At 59.8% G+C, this 15,858-nt stretch carries 20 protein-coding genes; 16 read left to right on the forward strand and 4 right to left on the reverse strand.

The features are described from left to right. The first annotated feature begins 94 nt into the window (after positions 1-94). The 11 genes from hfq (at position 95) to IT763_RS01695 (ending at position 11,966) form a co-directional block, all read left to right on the forward strand. Positions 95-403: an RNA chaperone Hfq gene (hfq, locus tag IT763_RS01645; protein WP_206195103.1), complete on the forward strand. Its 309-nt coding sequence runs from the start codon at positions 95-97 to the stop codon at positions 401-403. Positions 404-501: 98 nt separating this feature from the next. Then, on the forward strand, positions 502-1,782 hold the full coding sequence (gene hflX, locus IT763_RS01650; protein WP_004933675.1) for a ribosome rescue GTPase HflX: 1,281 nt from the start codon (positions 502-504) through the stop codon (positions 1,780-1,782). 68 nt (positions 1,783-1,850) lie between these two features. Beyond that, positions 1,851-3,101, forward strand: a complete 1,251-nt coding sequence (gene hflK / locus IT763_RS01655; protein ID WP_197758680.1) for an FtsH protease activity modulator HflK — start codon at positions 1,851-1,853, stop codon at positions 3,099-3,101. Between the two features lie 3 nt (positions 3,102-3,104). Next, a complete protein-coding gene (gene hflC, locus IT763_RS01660) occupies positions 3,105-4,109 on the forward strand; it encodes a protease modulator HflC (protein WP_206195104.1) in 1,005 nt (334 codons plus the stop codon). A gap of 63 nt (positions 4,110-4,172) precedes the next feature. Beyond that, positions 4,173-4,373: a DUF2065 domain-containing protein gene (locus tag IT763_RS01665; protein WP_004933666.1), complete on the forward strand. Its 201-nt coding sequence runs from the start codon at positions 4,173-4,175 to the stop codon at positions 4,371-4,373. Positions 4,374-4,471: 98 nt separating this feature from the next. After that, positions 4,472-5,770 carry an adenylosuccinate synthase gene (locus tag IT763_RS01670; protein WP_004933663.1) on the forward strand — a complete coding sequence of 433 codons (1,299 nt, stop codon included), beginning with the start codon at positions 4,472-4,474 and terminating at the stop codon, positions 5,768-5,770. 233 nt (positions 5,771-6,003) lie between these two features. Beyond that, entirely contained in the window at positions 6,004-6,429 is a 426-nt protein-coding gene (nsrR, locus tag IT763_RS01675; RefSeq protein ID WP_004933660.1) for a nitric oxide-sensing transcriptional repressor NsrR, read from the forward strand. 59 nt (positions 6,430-6,488) lie between these two features. Continuing rightward, positions 6,489-8,963, forward strand: a complete 2,475-nt coding sequence (gene rnr, locus IT763_RS01680; protein ID WP_206195105.1) for a ribonuclease R — start codon at positions 6,489-6,491, stop codon at positions 8,961-8,963. Positions 8,964-9,024: 61 nt separating this feature from the next. Beyond that, a complete protein-coding gene (gene rlmB, locus IT763_RS01685) occupies positions 9,025-9,756 on the forward strand; it encodes a 23S rRNA (guanosine(2251)-2'-O)-methyltransferase RlmB (protein ID WP_004933653.1) in 732 nt (243 codons plus the stop codon). Between the two features lie 116 nt (positions 9,757-9,872). Further along, on the forward strand, positions 9,873-11,501 hold the full coding sequence (locus IT763_RS01690; protein WP_206195106.1) for an isovaleryl-CoA dehydrogenase: 1,629 nt from the start codon (positions 9,873-9,875) through the stop codon (positions 11,499-11,501). Between the two features lie 66 nt (positions 11,502-11,567). Beyond that, on the forward strand, positions 11,568-11,966 hold the full coding sequence (locus tag IT763_RS01695; RefSeq protein WP_016929354.1) for a DUF350 domain-containing protein: 399 nt from the start codon (positions 11,568-11,570) through the stop codon (positions 11,964-11,966). Here the strand turns inward: IT763_RS01695 and IT763_RS01700 are convergent. Both IT763_RS01700 and bsmA read right to left on the reverse strand, forming a co-directional pair. Further along, positions 11,963-12,238 carry a DUF1471 domain-containing protein gene (locus tag IT763_RS01700; RefSeq protein WP_028127568.1) on the reverse strand — a complete coding sequence of 92 codons (276 nt, stop codon included), beginning with the start codon at positions 12,236-12,238 and terminating at the stop codon, positions 11,963-11,965. The genes IT763_RS01695 and IT763_RS01700 overlap by 4 nt on opposite strands. 123 nt (positions 12,239-12,361) lie before the next feature. Further along, positions 12,362-12,670, reverse strand: a complete 309-nt coding sequence (gene bsmA / locus IT763_RS01705; protein WP_016929352.1) for a biofilm peroxide resistance protein BsmA — start codon at positions 12,668-12,670, stop codon at positions 12,362-12,364. Between the two features lie 127 nt (positions 12,671-12,797). On the opposite strand from bsmA, the gene yjfP reads away from it, so the two are divergent. Both yjfP and IT763_RS01715 read left to right on the forward strand, forming a co-directional pair. Beyond that, the gene (gene yjfP, locus IT763_RS01710; protein ID WP_143779105.1) at positions 12,798-13,550 is read left to right on the forward strand and encodes an esterase; all 753 of its coding nucleotides are present in this window, start codon (positions 12,798-12,800) and stop codon (positions 13,548-13,550) included. A gap of 124 nt (positions 13,551-13,674) precedes the next feature. Then, on the forward strand, positions 13,675-14,049 hold the full coding sequence (locus tag IT763_RS01715) for a hypothetical protein (RefSeq protein WP_151254730.1): 375 nt from the start codon (positions 13,675-13,677) through the stop codon (positions 14,047-14,049). 98 nt (positions 14,050-14,147) lie between these two features. Here the strand turns inward: IT763_RS01715 and IT763_RS01720 are convergent, their stop codons facing one another. Together IT763_RS01720 and IT763_RS01725 are read right to left on the reverse strand one after the other, a co-directional pair. Continuing rightward, on the reverse strand, positions 14,148-14,414 hold the full coding sequence (locus tag IT763_RS01720; protein ID WP_004933636.1) for a DUF1471 domain-containing protein: 267 nt from the start codon (positions 14,412-14,414) through the stop codon (positions 14,148-14,150). A 10-nt stretch (positions 14,415-14,424) separates the two neighbouring features. Continuing rightward, positions 14,425-14,631: a hypothetical protein gene (locus IT763_RS01725; RefSeq protein WP_126186680.1), complete on the reverse strand. Its 207-nt coding sequence runs from the start codon at positions 14,629-14,631 to the stop codon at positions 14,425-14,427. Positions 14,632-14,867: 236 nt separating this feature from the next. Here IT763_RS01725 and rpsF point away from each other — a divergent pair, with 236 nt between their 5' ends. Genes rpsF through rpsR form a run of 3 tightly spaced genes read left to right on the forward strand, consistent with a single transcriptional unit; the run spans position 14,868 to position 15,824 of the window. Then, positions 14,868-15,266, forward strand: coding sequence for a 30S ribosomal protein S6 (rpsF, locus tag IT763_RS01730; protein ID WP_004933634.1), 399 nt, complete (start codon positions 14,868-14,870; stop codon positions 15,264-15,266). 8 nt (positions 15,267-15,274) lie between these two features. Continuing rightward, the gene (gene priB, locus IT763_RS01735) at positions 15,275-15,592 is read left to right on the forward strand and encodes a primosomal replication protein N (protein WP_049233092.1); all 318 of its coding nucleotides are present in this window, start codon (positions 15,275-15,277) and stop codon (positions 15,590-15,592) included. Positions 15,593-15,596: 4 nt separating this feature from the next. Further along, positions 15,597-15,824, forward strand: a complete 228-nt coding sequence (rpsR, locus tag IT763_RS01740; protein WP_000135199.1) for a 30S ribosomal protein S18 — start codon at positions 15,597-15,599, stop codon at positions 15,822-15,824. Positions 15,825-15,858 lie beyond the last annotated feature (34 nt).

Here is a 15,858-nt window from a genome sequence, read left to right on the forward strand (position 1 = left end):
TGCTGAGTATTCAGCGCGCAAATTTTTTACGTCGTTTATTTTAGAGCCGACAGGTTCTTAGTTACAAACAACAAGCAAATAAGGAAAAGATAGAATGGCTAAGCGGCAATCTTTGCAAGATCCGTTCCTGAACGCATTGCGTCGTGAACGTGTTCCGGTTTCTATTTATTTGGTGAATGGTATTAAGCTGCAAGGCCAGATTGAGTCTTTTGACCAGTTTGTCATCCTGTTGAAGAACACGGTTAGCCAGATGGTGTACAAGCACGCTATCTCTACCGTTGTCCCGTCACGTCCGGTTTCGCATCACAGCAACAACCCGAGCGGCGGTTCAAGCAACTATCACCATGGCAACAATCCGTCTGCGCAGCAACAGCCGCAGCAGGAAAGCGATGACGCTGAATAAAGCGCGTTGCAAGTCAACCATGACGGGGAGCATAAGCAGCCGCGGGCTGTTTATGTCCCCCAAACTCACGGTGAGTGTCCGTTTGAGAGGTTGCACGCTTGTTTGACCGTTATGAAGCCGGTGAGCAGGCCGTACTGGTTCATATCTATTTCTCGCAAGACAAAGATACGGAAGACCTCAACGAGTTCGAATCGCTGGTCTCCTCAGCCGGTGTCGAAGCTTTGCAAGTGGTGACTGGTAGCCGCAAAGCCCCGCATCCGAAGTACTTTGTCGGCGAAGGAAAGGCCGAAGAAATTGCAGATGCGGTGAAAGCCAGCGGCGCGTCTGTTGTCCTGTTTGATCATTCCCTTTCCCCGGCGCAGGAAAGAAACCTCGAGCGCCTGTGCGAATGCCGGGTGATCGATCGCACCGGGCTGATTTTAGACATCTTCGCCCAGCGTGCCCGCACCCATGAAGGTAAGCTGCAGGTGGAGCTGGCGCAGTTGCGTCACATCGCCACGCGTCTGGTACGCGGCTGGACGCACCTGGAGCGGCAAAAAGGGGGGATTGGCCTGCGCGGGCCGGGGGAAACCCAGCTTGAGACCGACCGTCGCCTGTTGCGCGATCGCATCAGCTTGATTCTGCGCCGCCTGGAGCGGGTAGAAAAGCAGCGTGAACAAGGCCGACGCGCGCGGACCCGTGCCGATGTGCCGACCGTATCGCTGGTGGGCTACACCAACGCCGGCAAATCCACCCTGTTTAACCGAATAACGTCTGCCGAGGTGTATGCGGCGGACCAGCTATTTGCCACCCTGGATCCTACGTTGCGGCGCATTGACGTGCCGGACGTGGGGGATACCGTGTTGGCGGATACCGTAGGCTTCATCCGGCACCTGCCGCACGATCTGGTGGCCGCCTTCAAGGCGACGCTGCAGGAAACGCGCCAGGCATCTCTGCTGCTGCACGTCATCGATGCCGCAGATCCGCGCGTCGATGAGAACATCGAAGCGGTGAACACCGTGCTGGCGGAGATAGACTCGGATGAAATTCCTACACTGTTAGTGATGAACAAAATAGATATGCTGGACGATTTTGTGCCGCGTATCGACCGCAACGACGAAAACCTGCCGATCCGGGTGTGGCTGTCCGCCGCCAGCGGAGAGGGTATTCCGTTGCTGTATCAGGCGTTGACGGAGCGCTTATCGGGGGAGATCGCGCATTACGAATTGCGCTTACCGCCACGGGCAGGCCGTCTTCGCAGCCGTTTTTACCAGCTTCAGGCGATTGAAAAAGAGTGGAACGAAGAAGACGGCAGCATTGGCGTGGTGGTGCGAATGCCGATCGTCGAATGGCGTCGTCTCTGCAAGCAAGAACAGGACCTGATTGACTTTATCGTATGATCATATCCTGTTACATTTATGCTTCGCGAAAGCCTGAAGTACCCAATCACAGAATATGGAGCTAAAACATGGCGTGGAATCAGCCCGGTAATAACGGACAGGACCGCGACCCGTGGGGGAGCAGCAATAATAATGGCGGCAACTCTGGCGGTAACAACAAAGGCGGTCGTGATCAAGGGCCACCTGATTTGGACGATATCTTCCGCAAACTGAGCAAGAAATTGAGCGGTTTCGGCGGGGGCAAAGGCTCCAACAGCAATAGCGGCGGCACCGGCACCTCTGGCCCGGGCTTCAGCGGCCGCATTATCGGCATCGCGGCGGTCGCCGTGGTGGTGATCTGGGCCGCCAGCGGCTTCTACACCATCAAGGAAGCCGAGCGCGGCGTCGTGACGCGTTTCGGCAAGTTCAGCCATCTGGTGCAGCCGGGCCTGAACTGGAAGCCGACCTTCATCGACGACGTGCGTCCGGTGAACGTGGAATCCGTGCGCGAATTGGCGGCGTCCGGCGTGATGCTGACCTCCGATGAAAACGTGGTGCGCGTGGAAATGAACGTGCAGTACCGCGTGACCAACCCGGAAGCGTACCTGTTCAGCGTCGTCAATGCCGACGACAGCCTGAGCCAGGCGACCGACAGCGCCCTGCGCGGCGTAATCGGCAAGTACTCGATGGATCGCATCCTGACCGAAGGCCGTACCGTGGTGCGTAACGATACGCAGCGCATGCTGGAAGAGACCATCCGTCCTTACAACATGGGCATCACGCTGCTGGACGTCAACTTCCAGGCGGCGCGTCCGCCGGAAGAGGTGAAGGCGTCGTTCGACGATGCGATCGCCGCGCGTGAGAACGAGCAGCAATACATCCGTGAAGCGGAAGCTTACGCCAACGAAGTTCAGCCGCGTGCGAACGGCCAGGCGCAGCGTCTGCTGGAAGACTCCAAGGCTTATAAGGACCGTACCGTCCTGGAAGCTCAGGGTGAGGTGGCGCGCTTTGCCAAGCTGTTGCCGGAATACAAGTCCGCACCGCAGATCACCCGCGAGCGTCTGTATATCGAAACCATGGAAAAAGTGCTGGGCCATACCCGTAAGGTGTTGGTGAGCGACAAAGGCAACAACCTGATGGTGCTGCCGCTGGATCAGATGCTGCGCGGCCAAGGCGCGGCGGCGGAGAGCGGCAACAAGGATACCAGCCTGATTCGCCTCAATCCGAATCCTGCGCCGGCTGCCAACAGCAGCGCTCCGCGCACCAGCGGCGGATCGGTTATGGATCAGCGCCGGGCGAATGCGCAGCGTGACGACACCACTCGCGTAGGGAGAGAGTAATCAATGCGTAAGTCTTTTGTAGTTATTGTCCTCGCGGTGCTGGTGGTGCTGTACGCTTCGCTGTTCGTGGTGCAGGAAGGCCAGCGCGGCATCGTGCTGCGCTTCGGCAAGGTTCTGCGCGATGGCGAAAACAAGCCGCTGGTGTATGCGCCGGGTCTGCACCTCAAGATCCCGTTCATTGAGACCGTGAAGAACCTGGATGCGCGTATCCAGACCATGGACAACCAGGCCGATCGCTTCGTGACCAGCGAGAAGAAAGACCTGATCGTCGACTCCTATCTGAAGTGGCGTATCAGCGATTTCAGCCGTTACTATCTGGCGACCGGCGGCGGCGACGTCTCCCAGGCCGAAGTGCTGCTGAAACGCAAGTTCAGCGACCGTCTGCGTTCCGAAATCGGCCGCCTGGACGTGAAAGACATCGTGACCGACTCGCGCGGCAAGCTGATGTCTGACGTGCGTGACGCGCTGAACACCGGCACAGTGGGCGACGTCGAAGAGGTGGCGACCACCGAAGCCGATGACGCTATCGCCTCTGCGGCGGCGCGCGTTGAGCGGGAAACCACCGGCAAACAGCCGCAGGTGAACCCGAACAGCATGGCGGCGCTGGGCATCGAAGTGATCGACGTGCGTATCAAGCAGATCAACCTGCCGGCCGAAGTGTCCGACGCCATCTACCAGCGTATGCGCGCCGAGCGTGAAGCGGTAGCCCGTCGTCTGCGCTCGCAGGGCCAGGAAGAAGCCGAGAAGCTGCGCGCCAGCGCGGATTACGAAGTGACCCGTACCCTGGCGGAAGCAGAGCGTCAGGCGCGTATCACCCGCGGTGAAGGCGATGCCGAAGCAGCCAAGCTGTTCGCCAATGCGTTCAGCCAGGATCCGGACTTCTATGCCTTTATCCGCAGTCTGCGCGCCTATGAAGCCAGCTTCAAGGACAACCAGGACGTGCTGGTACTGAGCCCGGACAGCGATTTCTTCCGCTACATGAAGTCGCCTGATACCCTGCGCAAATAAGCGCGGCAGGCAATCTGATCGAGGGCCCGTTTACGCGGGCCCTTTCTTGTTTTTGGGGGATGCATGAACTCAACGATTTGGCTGGCGCTCGGGCTGGTTCTGGTGCTGGAAGGATTGGGGCCGATGCTGTTTCCGCAGGCCTGGCGCAAAATGATAGTGGCGATGTCGCAGCTGCCGGACGCGACGCTGCGGCGATTTGGCGGTGGAATAGTGGTTGCGGGCTGCGTGATCTACTACATGTTGAGCGGCCGCACGGGTCTTTAAAGTCTAGCCCAAAATTTATGCAATCGTATGCTAAAAGTGCTGAAAATCGAAAATTACGGTGGTAGAATCCATTTTTAAGCAATCGGTGATTTTGAAAAATGGGTAAGAACGTCGTCGTACTGGGCACCCAATGGGGTGACGAAGGTAAAGGCAAGGTTGTAGACCTGCTGACTGAACGGGCTCAATATGTTGTGCGCTACCAAGGTGGCCATAACGCTGGCCACACTCTGGTAATCAACGGTGAAAAAACCGTCCTTCATTTAATTCCTTCAGGTATTCTGCGTGAAAACGTCACCAGCATCATCGGCAACGGTGTTGTTCTGGCGCCGGACGCGTTGATGAAAGAAATGGGTGAACTCGAAGCGCGTGGCATCCCGGTACGCGAACGTCTGTTACTCTCTGAAGCTTGCCCGTTGATCCTGCCTTACCACGTTGCGTTGGATAACGCGCGTGAGAAAGCGCGCGGCGCGAAAGCGATCGGCACCACCGGTCGCGGCATCGGCCCGGCTTACGAAGATAAAGTGGCTCGTCGCGGCCTGCGCGTCGGCGACCTGTTCAACAAAGAAACCTTCGCCGTTAAGCTGAAAGAGATCGTCGATTACCACAACTTCCAGCTGGTCAACTACTACAAAGTTGACGCCGTCGATTATCAGGCGACGCTGGACTACGTGCTGTCTATCGCCGACATCCTGACCGCCATGGTGGTTGACGTTTCCGAACTGCTGGACGGCGCGCGCAAGCGTGGCGACCTGATCATGTTCGAGGGCGCTCAGGGTACCCTGCTGGATATCGACCACGGTACTTATCCGTACGTGACCTCTTCCAACACCACCGCCGGCGGCGTGGCTACCGGTTCCGGCATCGGCCCGCGTTATGTGGATTACGTGCTGGGCATCGTGAAAGCCTATTCCACTCGCGTGGGTGCAGGTCCGTTCCCAACTGAACTGTTCGATGAAACCGGCGAATACCTGTGCAAGCAGGGTAACGAGTTCGGTGCCACCACCGGCCGTCGTCGTCGTACCGGTTGGCTGGACGCGGTAGCGGTGCGCCGCGCCGTGCAGATCAACTCCCTGTCCGGCTTCTGCCTGACCAAACTGGACGTCCTGGACGGCCTGAAAGAAGTGAAGATCTGCGTGGGCTACCGCATGCCGGACGGCCGCGAAGTGGACACCACTCCGCTGGCGGCTGAAGGCTGGGAAGGCATTGAGCCTATCTACGAAACCATGCCGGGCTGGAGCGAAACCACCTTTGGCGTGAAAGAGCACAGCAAGCTGCCTCAGGCTGCGCTGAACTACATCAAGCGCATCGAAGAAGTGACCGGCGTACCGGTAGACATCATCTCTACCGGCCCGGATCGCAGCGAAACCATGATCCTGCGCGACCCGTTCGACGCATAATCAGGCTTTGCGGCATTAAACAAACCGGGCGCGTCCCGGTTTGTTTTTATCCTGACTCCCTCCGATTGCGGTTTCACGTCAAAAAATCCTTTCATAAACCCGCCTTAGGGCGCGGGATTCGCTAAATAATTAGCGACGAACTCTCCGGCTGGTTTATTATCCAATGAGTAATCTTTTGAATAGCGCCGAAAAGCGGCGTATCAGACGGGTAAAGTGATACCCAGAGGTAAGATGTGCAGTTAACAAGTTTTACTGATTATGGCCTGCGGGCGTTGATCTACATGGCCTCGTTGCCGCAGGACAAGATGACCAGCATCTCGGAAGTGACTGAGGTTTATGGCGTGTCTCGCAACCATATGGTGAAGATCATCAATCAGTTGAGCCGGGTAGGTTTTGTCACGGCGGTGCGCGGCAAGCATGGCGGCATACGTTTGGGCAAACCGGCCGAGAGCATTCGCCTCGGTGACGTGGTGCGGGCGCTGGAGCCGCTCGCGCTGGTTAACTGCAGCAGTGAGTTTTGCCACATTACCCCTGCCTGCCGCTTGAAGCAGGTGCTCCACCAGGGCGTACAGAATTTCCTTGAAGAGCTGGATAAGCATACGTTGGCCGACATGGTCGAAGACAATCCGCCGCTCTACAAGCTATTGCTTGTCGAATAAAACGACGTTGAGAAGACAAGGCTCAACGTCATCCTGCTGATGACAACGGAGGAACCGCAATGTCACAAGATCCATTCCTGGAACGAGAAGCAGAAAAATACGAATCCCCTATCCCCAGCCGTGAATATATCCTGGCCCATTTGGCGAAAAGAGAAACGCCGGCCAGCCGCGAAGAACTGGGCAACGAATTGGGCCTCAGCGGCGAAGAACAGCTGGAAGCGCTGCGCCGCCGCCTGCGCGCCATGGAGCGCGATGGCCAGTTAGTGTTTACCCGCCGCCAGTGCTACGCGCTGCCGGAACGTTTGGATCTGCTGCGCGGCACGGTGATCGGCCACCGCGACGGCTACGGCTTCCTGCGCGTTGAAGGCAGCAAAGACGATCTGTACCTGTCTGCCGAACAGATGAAAATGGCGATCCACGGTGACGTGGTGCTGGCGCAGGCCTTGGGCGCGGATCGCAAAGGGCGCCGCGAAGCGCGCATCGTGCGCGTGCTGGTGCCGAAAACCAGCCAGATTGTCGGCCGCTTCTTCATGGACGCCGGTACCGGCTTCGTGGTGCCGGACGACAGCCGTCTGAGCTTCGATATTCTGATCCCGGCGGACAGCGTCAGCGGCGCGCGCATGGGCTTTATGGTGGTAGTGGAGCTGACTCAGCGCCCGACCCGCCGCACCAAGGCGGTCGGCAAGATCGTCGAGATCCTCGGCGACAAGATGGGCACCAGCATGGCGGTGGACATCGCGCTGCGCACCCATGAGATCCCGCATACCTGGCCGCCGCAGGTGGAAAAACAGGTAGCCGATCTCAGCGAGCAGGTGCCGGAAGCGGCCAAGAAGGGCCGCGTCGATCTGCGCAAGCTGCCGTTGGTCACCATCGACGGTGAAGACGCGCGCGACTTCGATGACGCCGTGTACTGCGAGAAAAAACGCGGCGGCGGCTGGCGCCGGTGGGTGGCGATCGCCGACGTCAGTTACTACGTGCGCCCGCGCACCGCGCTGGACGATGAAGCGCGCAGCCGCGGCAACTCGGTGTACTTCCCGTCGCAGGTGATCCCGATGCTGCCGGAAGTGCTGTCCAACGGGCTGTGCTCCCTGAACCCGCAGGTCGATCGTCTGTGCATGGTGTGCGAAATGACCATCTCCGCCCAGGGGCGCCTGTCGACGGCCAAGTTCTACGAGGCGGTAATGAGCTCTCACGCCCGCCTGACCTACAACAAGGTGTGGCACATTCTGCAGGGCGATCAGGAGCTGCGCGAGCATTACCATCCGCTGGTCAAGCACCTGGAAGAGCTGCACGCCATGTACAAGGTGCTGGATAAGGCGCGCGCCGAGCGCGGCGGCATCGCGTTCGAAACCGAAGAAGCCAAATTCATCTTCAACGCCGAGCGTCGCATCGAGCGCGTGGAGCCGACGGTGCGCAATGACGCCCACAAGCTGATCGAAGAGTGCATGATCATGGCCAACGTGGCGGCCGCGCGCTTCGTCGAGAAACGCAACGAGCCGGCGCTTTACCGCGTGCACGATCGTCCGAGCGACGACCACATCTCCGCGCTGCGCAGCGTGCTGAGCGAGCTGGGGCTGACGTTGGGCGGCGGCAACAAGCCGCAGCCGAAGGACTATGCGGTGCTGATGGATGAAGTGTCCGAGCGCCCTGACCACGAAATGCTGCAAACCATGTTGCTGCGTTCGATGAAACAGGCGATTTACGATCCGGAAAACCGCGGCCACTTCGGCCTGGCGCTGGCGTCTTATGGCCACTTCACCTCGCCGATCCGCCGTTATCCGGATCTGGCGCTGCACCGCGCGATCAAATATCAGTTGGCCAAAGAACACGGCGAGCAGAAAGAGCGCTGGACGCCGACCGGCGGCTGGCACAGCGAATTCGAAGAGATGCTGCAGCTGGGCGAACACTGCTCGATGACCGAGCGCCGCGCGGACGAAGCGACGCGCAACGTCGCCGACTGGCTGAAGTGCGACTTCATGCAGGATCACGTCGGTGAAGTGTTCAGCGGCATCATCTCCAGCGTGACCGGCTTCGGCTTCTTCGTGCGCCTGAACGATCTGTTCATCGACGGGCTGGTGCACGTATCAACGCTGGATAATGATTACTATCGCTACGATAATATCGGCCAGCGCCTGATCGGAGAATCTTCCGGCACGGTCTATCGCCTGGGGGATACGGTGGAGATCCGCGTGGACGCGGTACACATGGACGAGCGCAAGATCGATTTCGCACTGGTATCCAGCACCCGCAAAGCGCGCGGTGAAGGCAAAACCGAACGCGATCGCGCCAAGAAGGGCGGCCAGCGCACGCTGCGCGACAACGGTAGCGCGGGGCGCGGCAAGCGCCGCGGCGGCAAACCGCCGGCCAACTTCGAGCCGGACAGCGCCTTCCGCAAGCAGGATGACGCCAAGCCCGCGGACAACGTGAAGAAGGCGAAGAAGAAAGCCAAGAAAGCGTCCGACAAAACGCGGAAAATCGCGGCGGCGACCAAAGCCAAGCGCGCAGCCAAGAAGAAAGGTGCCGAGCAGGCCTAACCTGCCGCACATCGTTATCATCGGCCGGTTATCGCCGGCCGCACGAATTTAAAAGAGCATCATGAGCGAAATTATTTACGGCATCCATGCCGTCAAAGCCCTGTTAGAGCGCGACCCGCAACGCTTCCTGGAAGTGTTTATTCTGAAAGGCCGCGAAGATCGCCGTCTGCAACCGCTGATCGCCGAGCTGGAAGCGACCGGCATCGTGATCCAGGTGGCGAACCGTCAATGGCTGGATGACAAGGTTGAAGGCGCGGTGCACCAGGGGATCATCGCCCGGGTGCGCGAAGGGCGCCAGTATCAGGAGAACGATCTGCCGGGCCTGCTGGAAAGCGTGGAGACGCCGTTCCTGCTGGTGCTGGACGGCGTGACCGACCCGCACAACCTCGGCGCCTGCCTGCGCAGCGCCGACGCGGCCGGCGTGCACGCGGTGATCGTGCCCCGTGACCGTTCCGCCCAGTTGAACGCCACCGCCAAGAAAGTGGCCTGCGGCGCCGCCGAAAACGTGCCGTTGATCCGCGTGACCAACCTGGCGCGCACGCTGCGTCTGCTGCAAGAGATGAACGTCTGGGTGGTGGGCACCGCCGGCGAAGCCGATCATACGCTGTATCAAAGCAAAATGACCGGCCCGATGGCGCTGGTGATGGGCGCGGAAGGCGAAGGCATGCGTCGCCTGACCCGCGAACACTGCGACGAGCTGATCAGCATCCCGATGGCTGGCACCGTCTCTTCGCTGAACGTGTCGGTCGCCACCGGCATCTGCCTGTTCGAAGCGGTGCGTCAGCGCGGCTGATTCTCCTGACGGGGGCGCTCTGCCCCCGTTAATTCCCTCTCTTGTGATCCCGCCTGCGGCAGAAATCTCTGCGCCGACCATACTTATCCCTGACGCTTTTTTCAGGGAGCACTCTCATGGTCTGGACTACGCACACCGTTTTTAACCAACCCAAGCCGCTGGGCAACAGCAACCTGTTTCTCTCCGATACGCCGCTGCGCGAAGCGTTGCAGCGCGAGCAAGGCGGTTGGGACGCCGAGGTATTGGCTTCGCTGGGCCAGCAGCTCGGCACGCAAGAGTCGCTGGAGCTGGGGCGCCTGGCCAACGCCAACCCGCCGGAGCTGCTGCGCTATGACGCCACCGGCCAGCGGTTGGACGACGTTCGCTTTCACCCTGCCTGGCATATTCTGATGCAGGGGCTGATCGCCAATCGGGTGCACAACCTGCCCTGGCAGGAGGATGCGCGCATCGGTTCCTTCGTGGCGCGCGCCGCGCGCTTTATGCTGCATGCGCAGGTCGAGGCCGGCACGCTGTGCCCGGTGACCATGACCTTCGGCGCCACGCCGCTGTTGCTGCAGGCGTTACCGGCGGAATTCCGTTCCTGGCTGACCCCGTTGCTGTCGGATCGTTATGACGCTCACCTGCTGCCTGGCGGGCAAAAGCGCGGTCTGCTGATCGGCATGGGTATGACAGAGAAGCAGGGCGGCTCCGATGTCTTGAGCAATACCACCACCGCCGCGCCGCTCAGCGCGCGTGGGCCGGGCGAAGCCTACCGGCTGGTGGGGCACAAGTGGTTCTTCTCGGTGCCGCAGAGCGATGCGCACCTGGTACTGGCGCAGGCCGAAGGCGGGCTGTCCTGCTTCTTCCTGCCGCGCATTTTGCCGGACGGCAGCCGCAACGCCATTCGCCTGGAGCGGCTGAAAGACAAACTGGGCAACCGCTCCAACGCCAGCAGCGAGGTGGAGTTTCAGGACGCCGCGGCCTGGCTGCTGGGCGATGAGGGCGACGGCGTGCGGCATATCCTGAAGATGGGCGGCCTGACCCGTTTCGACTGCTCGCTGGGCAGCCACGGCCTGATGCGCCGCGGGCTGTCGGTGGCGCTGTATCATGCGCTGCAGCGGCAGGCATTCGGTAAGCTGTTGATCGAACAACCGCTGATGCGTCAGGTTCTGGCGCGCATGGCGCTGCGGCTGGAAGGGCATACCGCGTTGCTGTTCCGGCTGGCTCGCGCCTGGGAAAGCCGCAGCAATGAGGGCGAGCTGATCTACAGCCGCCTGCTGACCCCGGCGGCCAAATACAGCATCTGCCGCCAGGGCATGCCGTTCATCGCCGAGGCGATGGAGGTGCTGGGCGGCATCGGTTACTGTGAGGAGAGCGAACTGCCGCGCCTGTATCGCGAGATGCCGGTGAACAGCATCTGGGAAGGTTCCGGCAACATCATGTGCCTGGACGTGTTGCGCAGCCTGCACAAATTGCCGGGCGCGCTTGAAATGCTGCAGTTCGAGCTGCAGCCGGTGCGCGGCCAGAATCGGTTGTTCGATCGCGCCTGGCGGCAGTGGCAGCAGCGCGCCCGGCAACCGAGTGAGGAGATGGGGCGGCTGCTCACTCAACAGCTGTTCGACCTGTGCTGCGCCGCACAGCTGCTGCAGCACGCCAGCCCGCAGATCGCCGATGCCTGGTGTCATCTGACGCTGGATCATCGCGGCGAGAGCCTGCTGTCGGCCGAGGTGTGCGAACTGCTGCTGAACCGCGCCATCGGCGGTTAGGGAAAAGGGTGGCGCGCGGCGGCGAAAACCTTTTTAATTCAGCCTCACTCTGACAGGAAAATGCACATGGATATTCTCAGCGCGTTGGCGGCGTTCGCCTCTTACTTCTTCAGCGGTTTCGCCATGATTTTGGTGTTTCTGTTCGTCTATACTCGCATCACCCCGCACGACGAATGGGCGTTGATCAAGGCCGATAATCAATCCGCCGCCTTTGCTTTTATCGGCGCCTGCCTGGGGTATGTGATCCCGCTGGCCAGCGCGGCGATCAACTCGATCAGCCTGCTGGATTACCTGCTGTGGGGCGTAGTGGCGCTGGTGGTGCAACTGCTGCTGTTCGCTGCCGTGAAGATCTACATGCCGCGCATCAGCGAAAAGATCGAAGCGAATCACCTGGCCGCCGGGATTTTCCTGGGGGGCGTCTCCGTTAGCGGCGGCGTGTTGAATGCGGCTTGCATGAGCTACTAAAGGTATAAGATGGCGGAGGCGCGCCAGCCAAGCGGGTGCGCCTGCTCTTCCATCCGCAGGATGCGGTAATAGCTGGCGCCGTGTTGGTCGGCGGTGCGGGCGATGGCCAGTTCTGCTTCCTGCGGCGAGCCGGGCAGATCGCTGAAGGTGATCTCGGCGATTTCACTGAGCGGCGTCACGCGATCGGCGGGCGCCAGCTCGGCGGACTGTGCGCCGGTGCTGAGCAATCCCATGGAAAGCAGGAGGGAGGTGAGTGCGGTGGAGCGTTTCATGGCGTTCCCCTTCGTCAGATCCTGAATCGACACCCGCAACATGCGGCATGCTGTCCCTCAGTGTGCAACACCCTTCTTCAGCCAGTGCAAAGCCAGTGTAAATCTGCTTAAACAATCCCCGCCTTAACGATACAGGAGCGCCTGGGAATACCATTGGCCCGGCACGACGGTTTCGCTGTTCATGATGATCACGTAATAACGGGCGCCGGCGGCGGTGGCCTTGCGCTGGATCTCCGCTTCCACGTCCATCGGGCTGCCGCGCACTACGGCGGTGACGGTGCCGATTTTCACCAGTTTGGCGGTCTGCGCGCGGACGATCTCCTGCGCCTGTGCGGTGGGCGGCGGCGGCGGTTTCGGCGTGGTGGTCATGATGCCGCAGGCGGAAAGCTGTGCGGCCAGCGTCAGGGCGATGAGTGTGCGGACAAACGTCATGGGAACCTCGAAAGAGCCGGTGCGATGGCTTCAGTGTAACGCAATATAAGCTGGAACAGATTGAGCTAACGCTGGCTGGCGCAAGTTTGTCATGATGAATGCCAACAGGTGAGTTGAGGATGAGCGGATGATTGAAATTCATGACGAGCGGGTGGGCGATATTGCGGTGATCCATGCGGTGCCGGCGGGGCAGTATCATCGGCCGCTGCCGACGGTGTTCTTCTGCCATGGTTATACCTCATCGAAAGAGGTGTACGCCTACTTCGCCTATGCGCTGGCGCGCGCCGGTTTTCGGGCGGTGCTGCCGGATGCCGATCGGCACGGCGAGCGGTTCGACGGCGATGAGACGCGGCGCCTGGCGTCGTTCTGGGAGATCCTGCGCAGCAATATCGACGAACTGCCGCAGATCAAGGCGCATTTTGAGCGGCTTGGCCTGATAGCCGACGGACGCATCGGCGTCGCCGGCGCCTCAATGGGCGGCATGACCGCGCTCGGCGCCTTCGCGCGCTTCCCGTGGATCCGGGCGGCCGCCAGCCTGATGGGCTCAGGTTATTACCGTTCGCTGGCGCAAACGCTGTATCCGCCGTTGGACGAAGAGGGCGAGGCACTCTCGCCGGCGGCGTTTGCGGCGCGCACCGCCGTGCTGGCGGAATATGAGCTGGAGGGGCATTTGGAGACGATTGCCGGGCGGCCGCTGCTGCTGTGGCACGGCGAGGCGGACGACGTGGTGCCGTCGGCTGACAGCCAGCGTTTGGCGGCTGAACTGCGGCGGCAAGGCGCGGACGGTCGTTTGACATCGCTCATCGAATCGGGGGTGAAGCACCGCATCACGCCGCTGGCGCTGTCCGCCACGGCCGACTTTTTCCGCCGCGAACTGTGATGCGCCGACGGGCACGATGCATGGAATTGCGCCGCTCTGTGCGGGCTGTTTCGGGCATTGTTTCATGCATGTCGGAGGAGAATGTCAGCGTGAGTTCTTTCAGGGGTAGCAAGGAGCGGAGAGCATGATAAAGGGTATCAGCAATACGGCCGAGACAGCGCGCGGGCTGGCGGGAACGATGAAAGCGCGCGCCGAGCTTAACTCAGCGGCCTTCAGCGAGATGCTGGGGGCAGCCGACGGCAAGGCGCGGCAAAACAAGGCGCATTCGCTGTCGCGCATCACCGCGCAGACGGTGCAAAACATGACGGCGCTGTTCGCCTCCGCGCCGAAAGCGGCGGCCACGCAAACCGCGAAGGCCGGCTCGCTCTCCTTCGAGCAGCGGGCGACGCTGGAGGAAAGCGCCGAACTGCTGCAGGCACGGACAAACTATCTGCGGATGGCGCTGCAATTGCACAATCCGGGCAAGGCGTTCAGTGCGCCGACGTTGCTCAAACTGTGATGGGTGAGGAAGTGGAGCGCCCGACAGGCGGCGCTCCGGTGCGGACTGAACGGGCTTTCTGATGAAGCCCTGGGATTTCCCTGGCGTGGCGCGTCTCTTTAGCGGTACAGCTCGGCGCTGACGTGCATCGTGCTGTTGTCGCCCGGTTCGTGCAGGGCGATGATGCGATAAGAGCTTGCGCCGCGTTGATCGGCGATTTTACTGACCTGGCTGCTGGCGTCGTCCGGCGAAACCACATTCTGGTTCAGGGTGACGAAGCCGACGCTTTGGCGTTGGTCGGCCTGGTGCGAGGTGATCTCCGTCGCGGCCATCACGTTGGCGGAGAACAGGGCGGCCAGCGCCGTCGCGAGAATAATGCGTTTCATAGTGCCTCTCTTACTTTTTGCCGTTACGGCCTGACAGCGAGTGTCGCTGCGGCAAAAAGTCATTTATCTGCATTGAATAACCTGGGATCTTTTTCGTCGCGCTGTCTGCGGCGGATATGGTTAATTTTAGTCCGTTGCCGGCGATTAAAAAGCGGGGTGTTTTGAAGGCATCTTTCAAAAAAAATGAAATAGATTTGTGACTCAGCGCTGATTTCATTGAAAGATTTTTGAAACTGATGGATCGGCGTACATAGGTTTACTCACGAGCAAATCGTGCTATTTCCCATAGCGCCTCGCATTAACGCGAATAAAACCCACGCAGTCCTTGAGTTTCCCGCCCTGCGTCAGTATGATTACGCGTCATTTTTCAGCCGCACACTAAACACGTTCCTTGCTTCCATGGGCCGCGGTTGACCCTGACAGGAGGCTGAATAATCCGTAAGGAGCAATTCGATGCGTCATTACGAAATCGTTTTTATGGTCCATCCTGACCAAAGCGAACAGGTTCCGGGCATGATCGAGCGTTACAGTGCTACCATCACTAACGCGCAAGGTCAGATTCACCGTCTGGAAGACTGGGGCCGCCGTCAGCTGGCTTATCCGATCAACAAACTGCACAAAGCTCACTACGTTCTGCTGAACGTTGAAGCGCCGCAGGAAGCGATCGATGAGCTGGAAACTAACTTCCGCTTCAACGACGCCGTTATCCGCAGCATGGTTATGCGCGTTAAGCACGCGGTAACTGAAGCATCTCCGATGGTTAAAGCGAAAGACGAACGTCGTGGCGATCGCCGCGAAGACTTCGCTAACGAAACCGCAGATGATGCAGATGCTGGGGATTCTGAAGAGTAATTGCCGCCGTGACGGCTAATCGTCTGGTGTTGTCGGGCACTGTGTGCAAGGCGCCGGTTCGAAAAGTGAGTCCTTCCGGGATACCGCACTGCCAATTTGTGCTAGAGCACCGTTCGCAGCAGATGGAAGCCGGATTCAGCAGACAAGCATGGTGCCGAATGCCCGTGGTTGTCAGTGGACAACAGTCACAAGCACTAACTCAAAGATTAACGGTCGGCAGTCAGATTACCGTGCAAGGCTTTGTAAGCTGCCATCAAGGGCGCAACGGGCTGAGCAAATTGGTTCTGCATGCCGAGCAGATTGAATTGATAGATTCTGGAGACTAGCCAAATGGCACGTTATTTCCGTCGTCGCAAGTTCTGCCGTTTCACCGCGGAAGGCGTTCAAGAGATTGACTATAAAGACATCGCTACGCTGAAAAACTACATCACCGAAAGTGGTAAAATTGTACCGAGCCGTATCACCGGTACTCGTGCAAAATATCAGCGCCAGCTGGCCCGTGCTATCAAGCGCGCGCGCTACCTGTCTTTGTTGCCGTACACTGATCGTCATCAGTAATCGGCCACTGTCCATTAACGACTTTGAGAGGATA

The organism is Serratia sp. CMO1 (genome assembly GCF_015689115.1).
GTDB lineage: Bacteria > Pseudomonadota > Gammaproteobacteria > Enterobacterales > Enterobacteriaceae > Serratia > Serratia marcescens.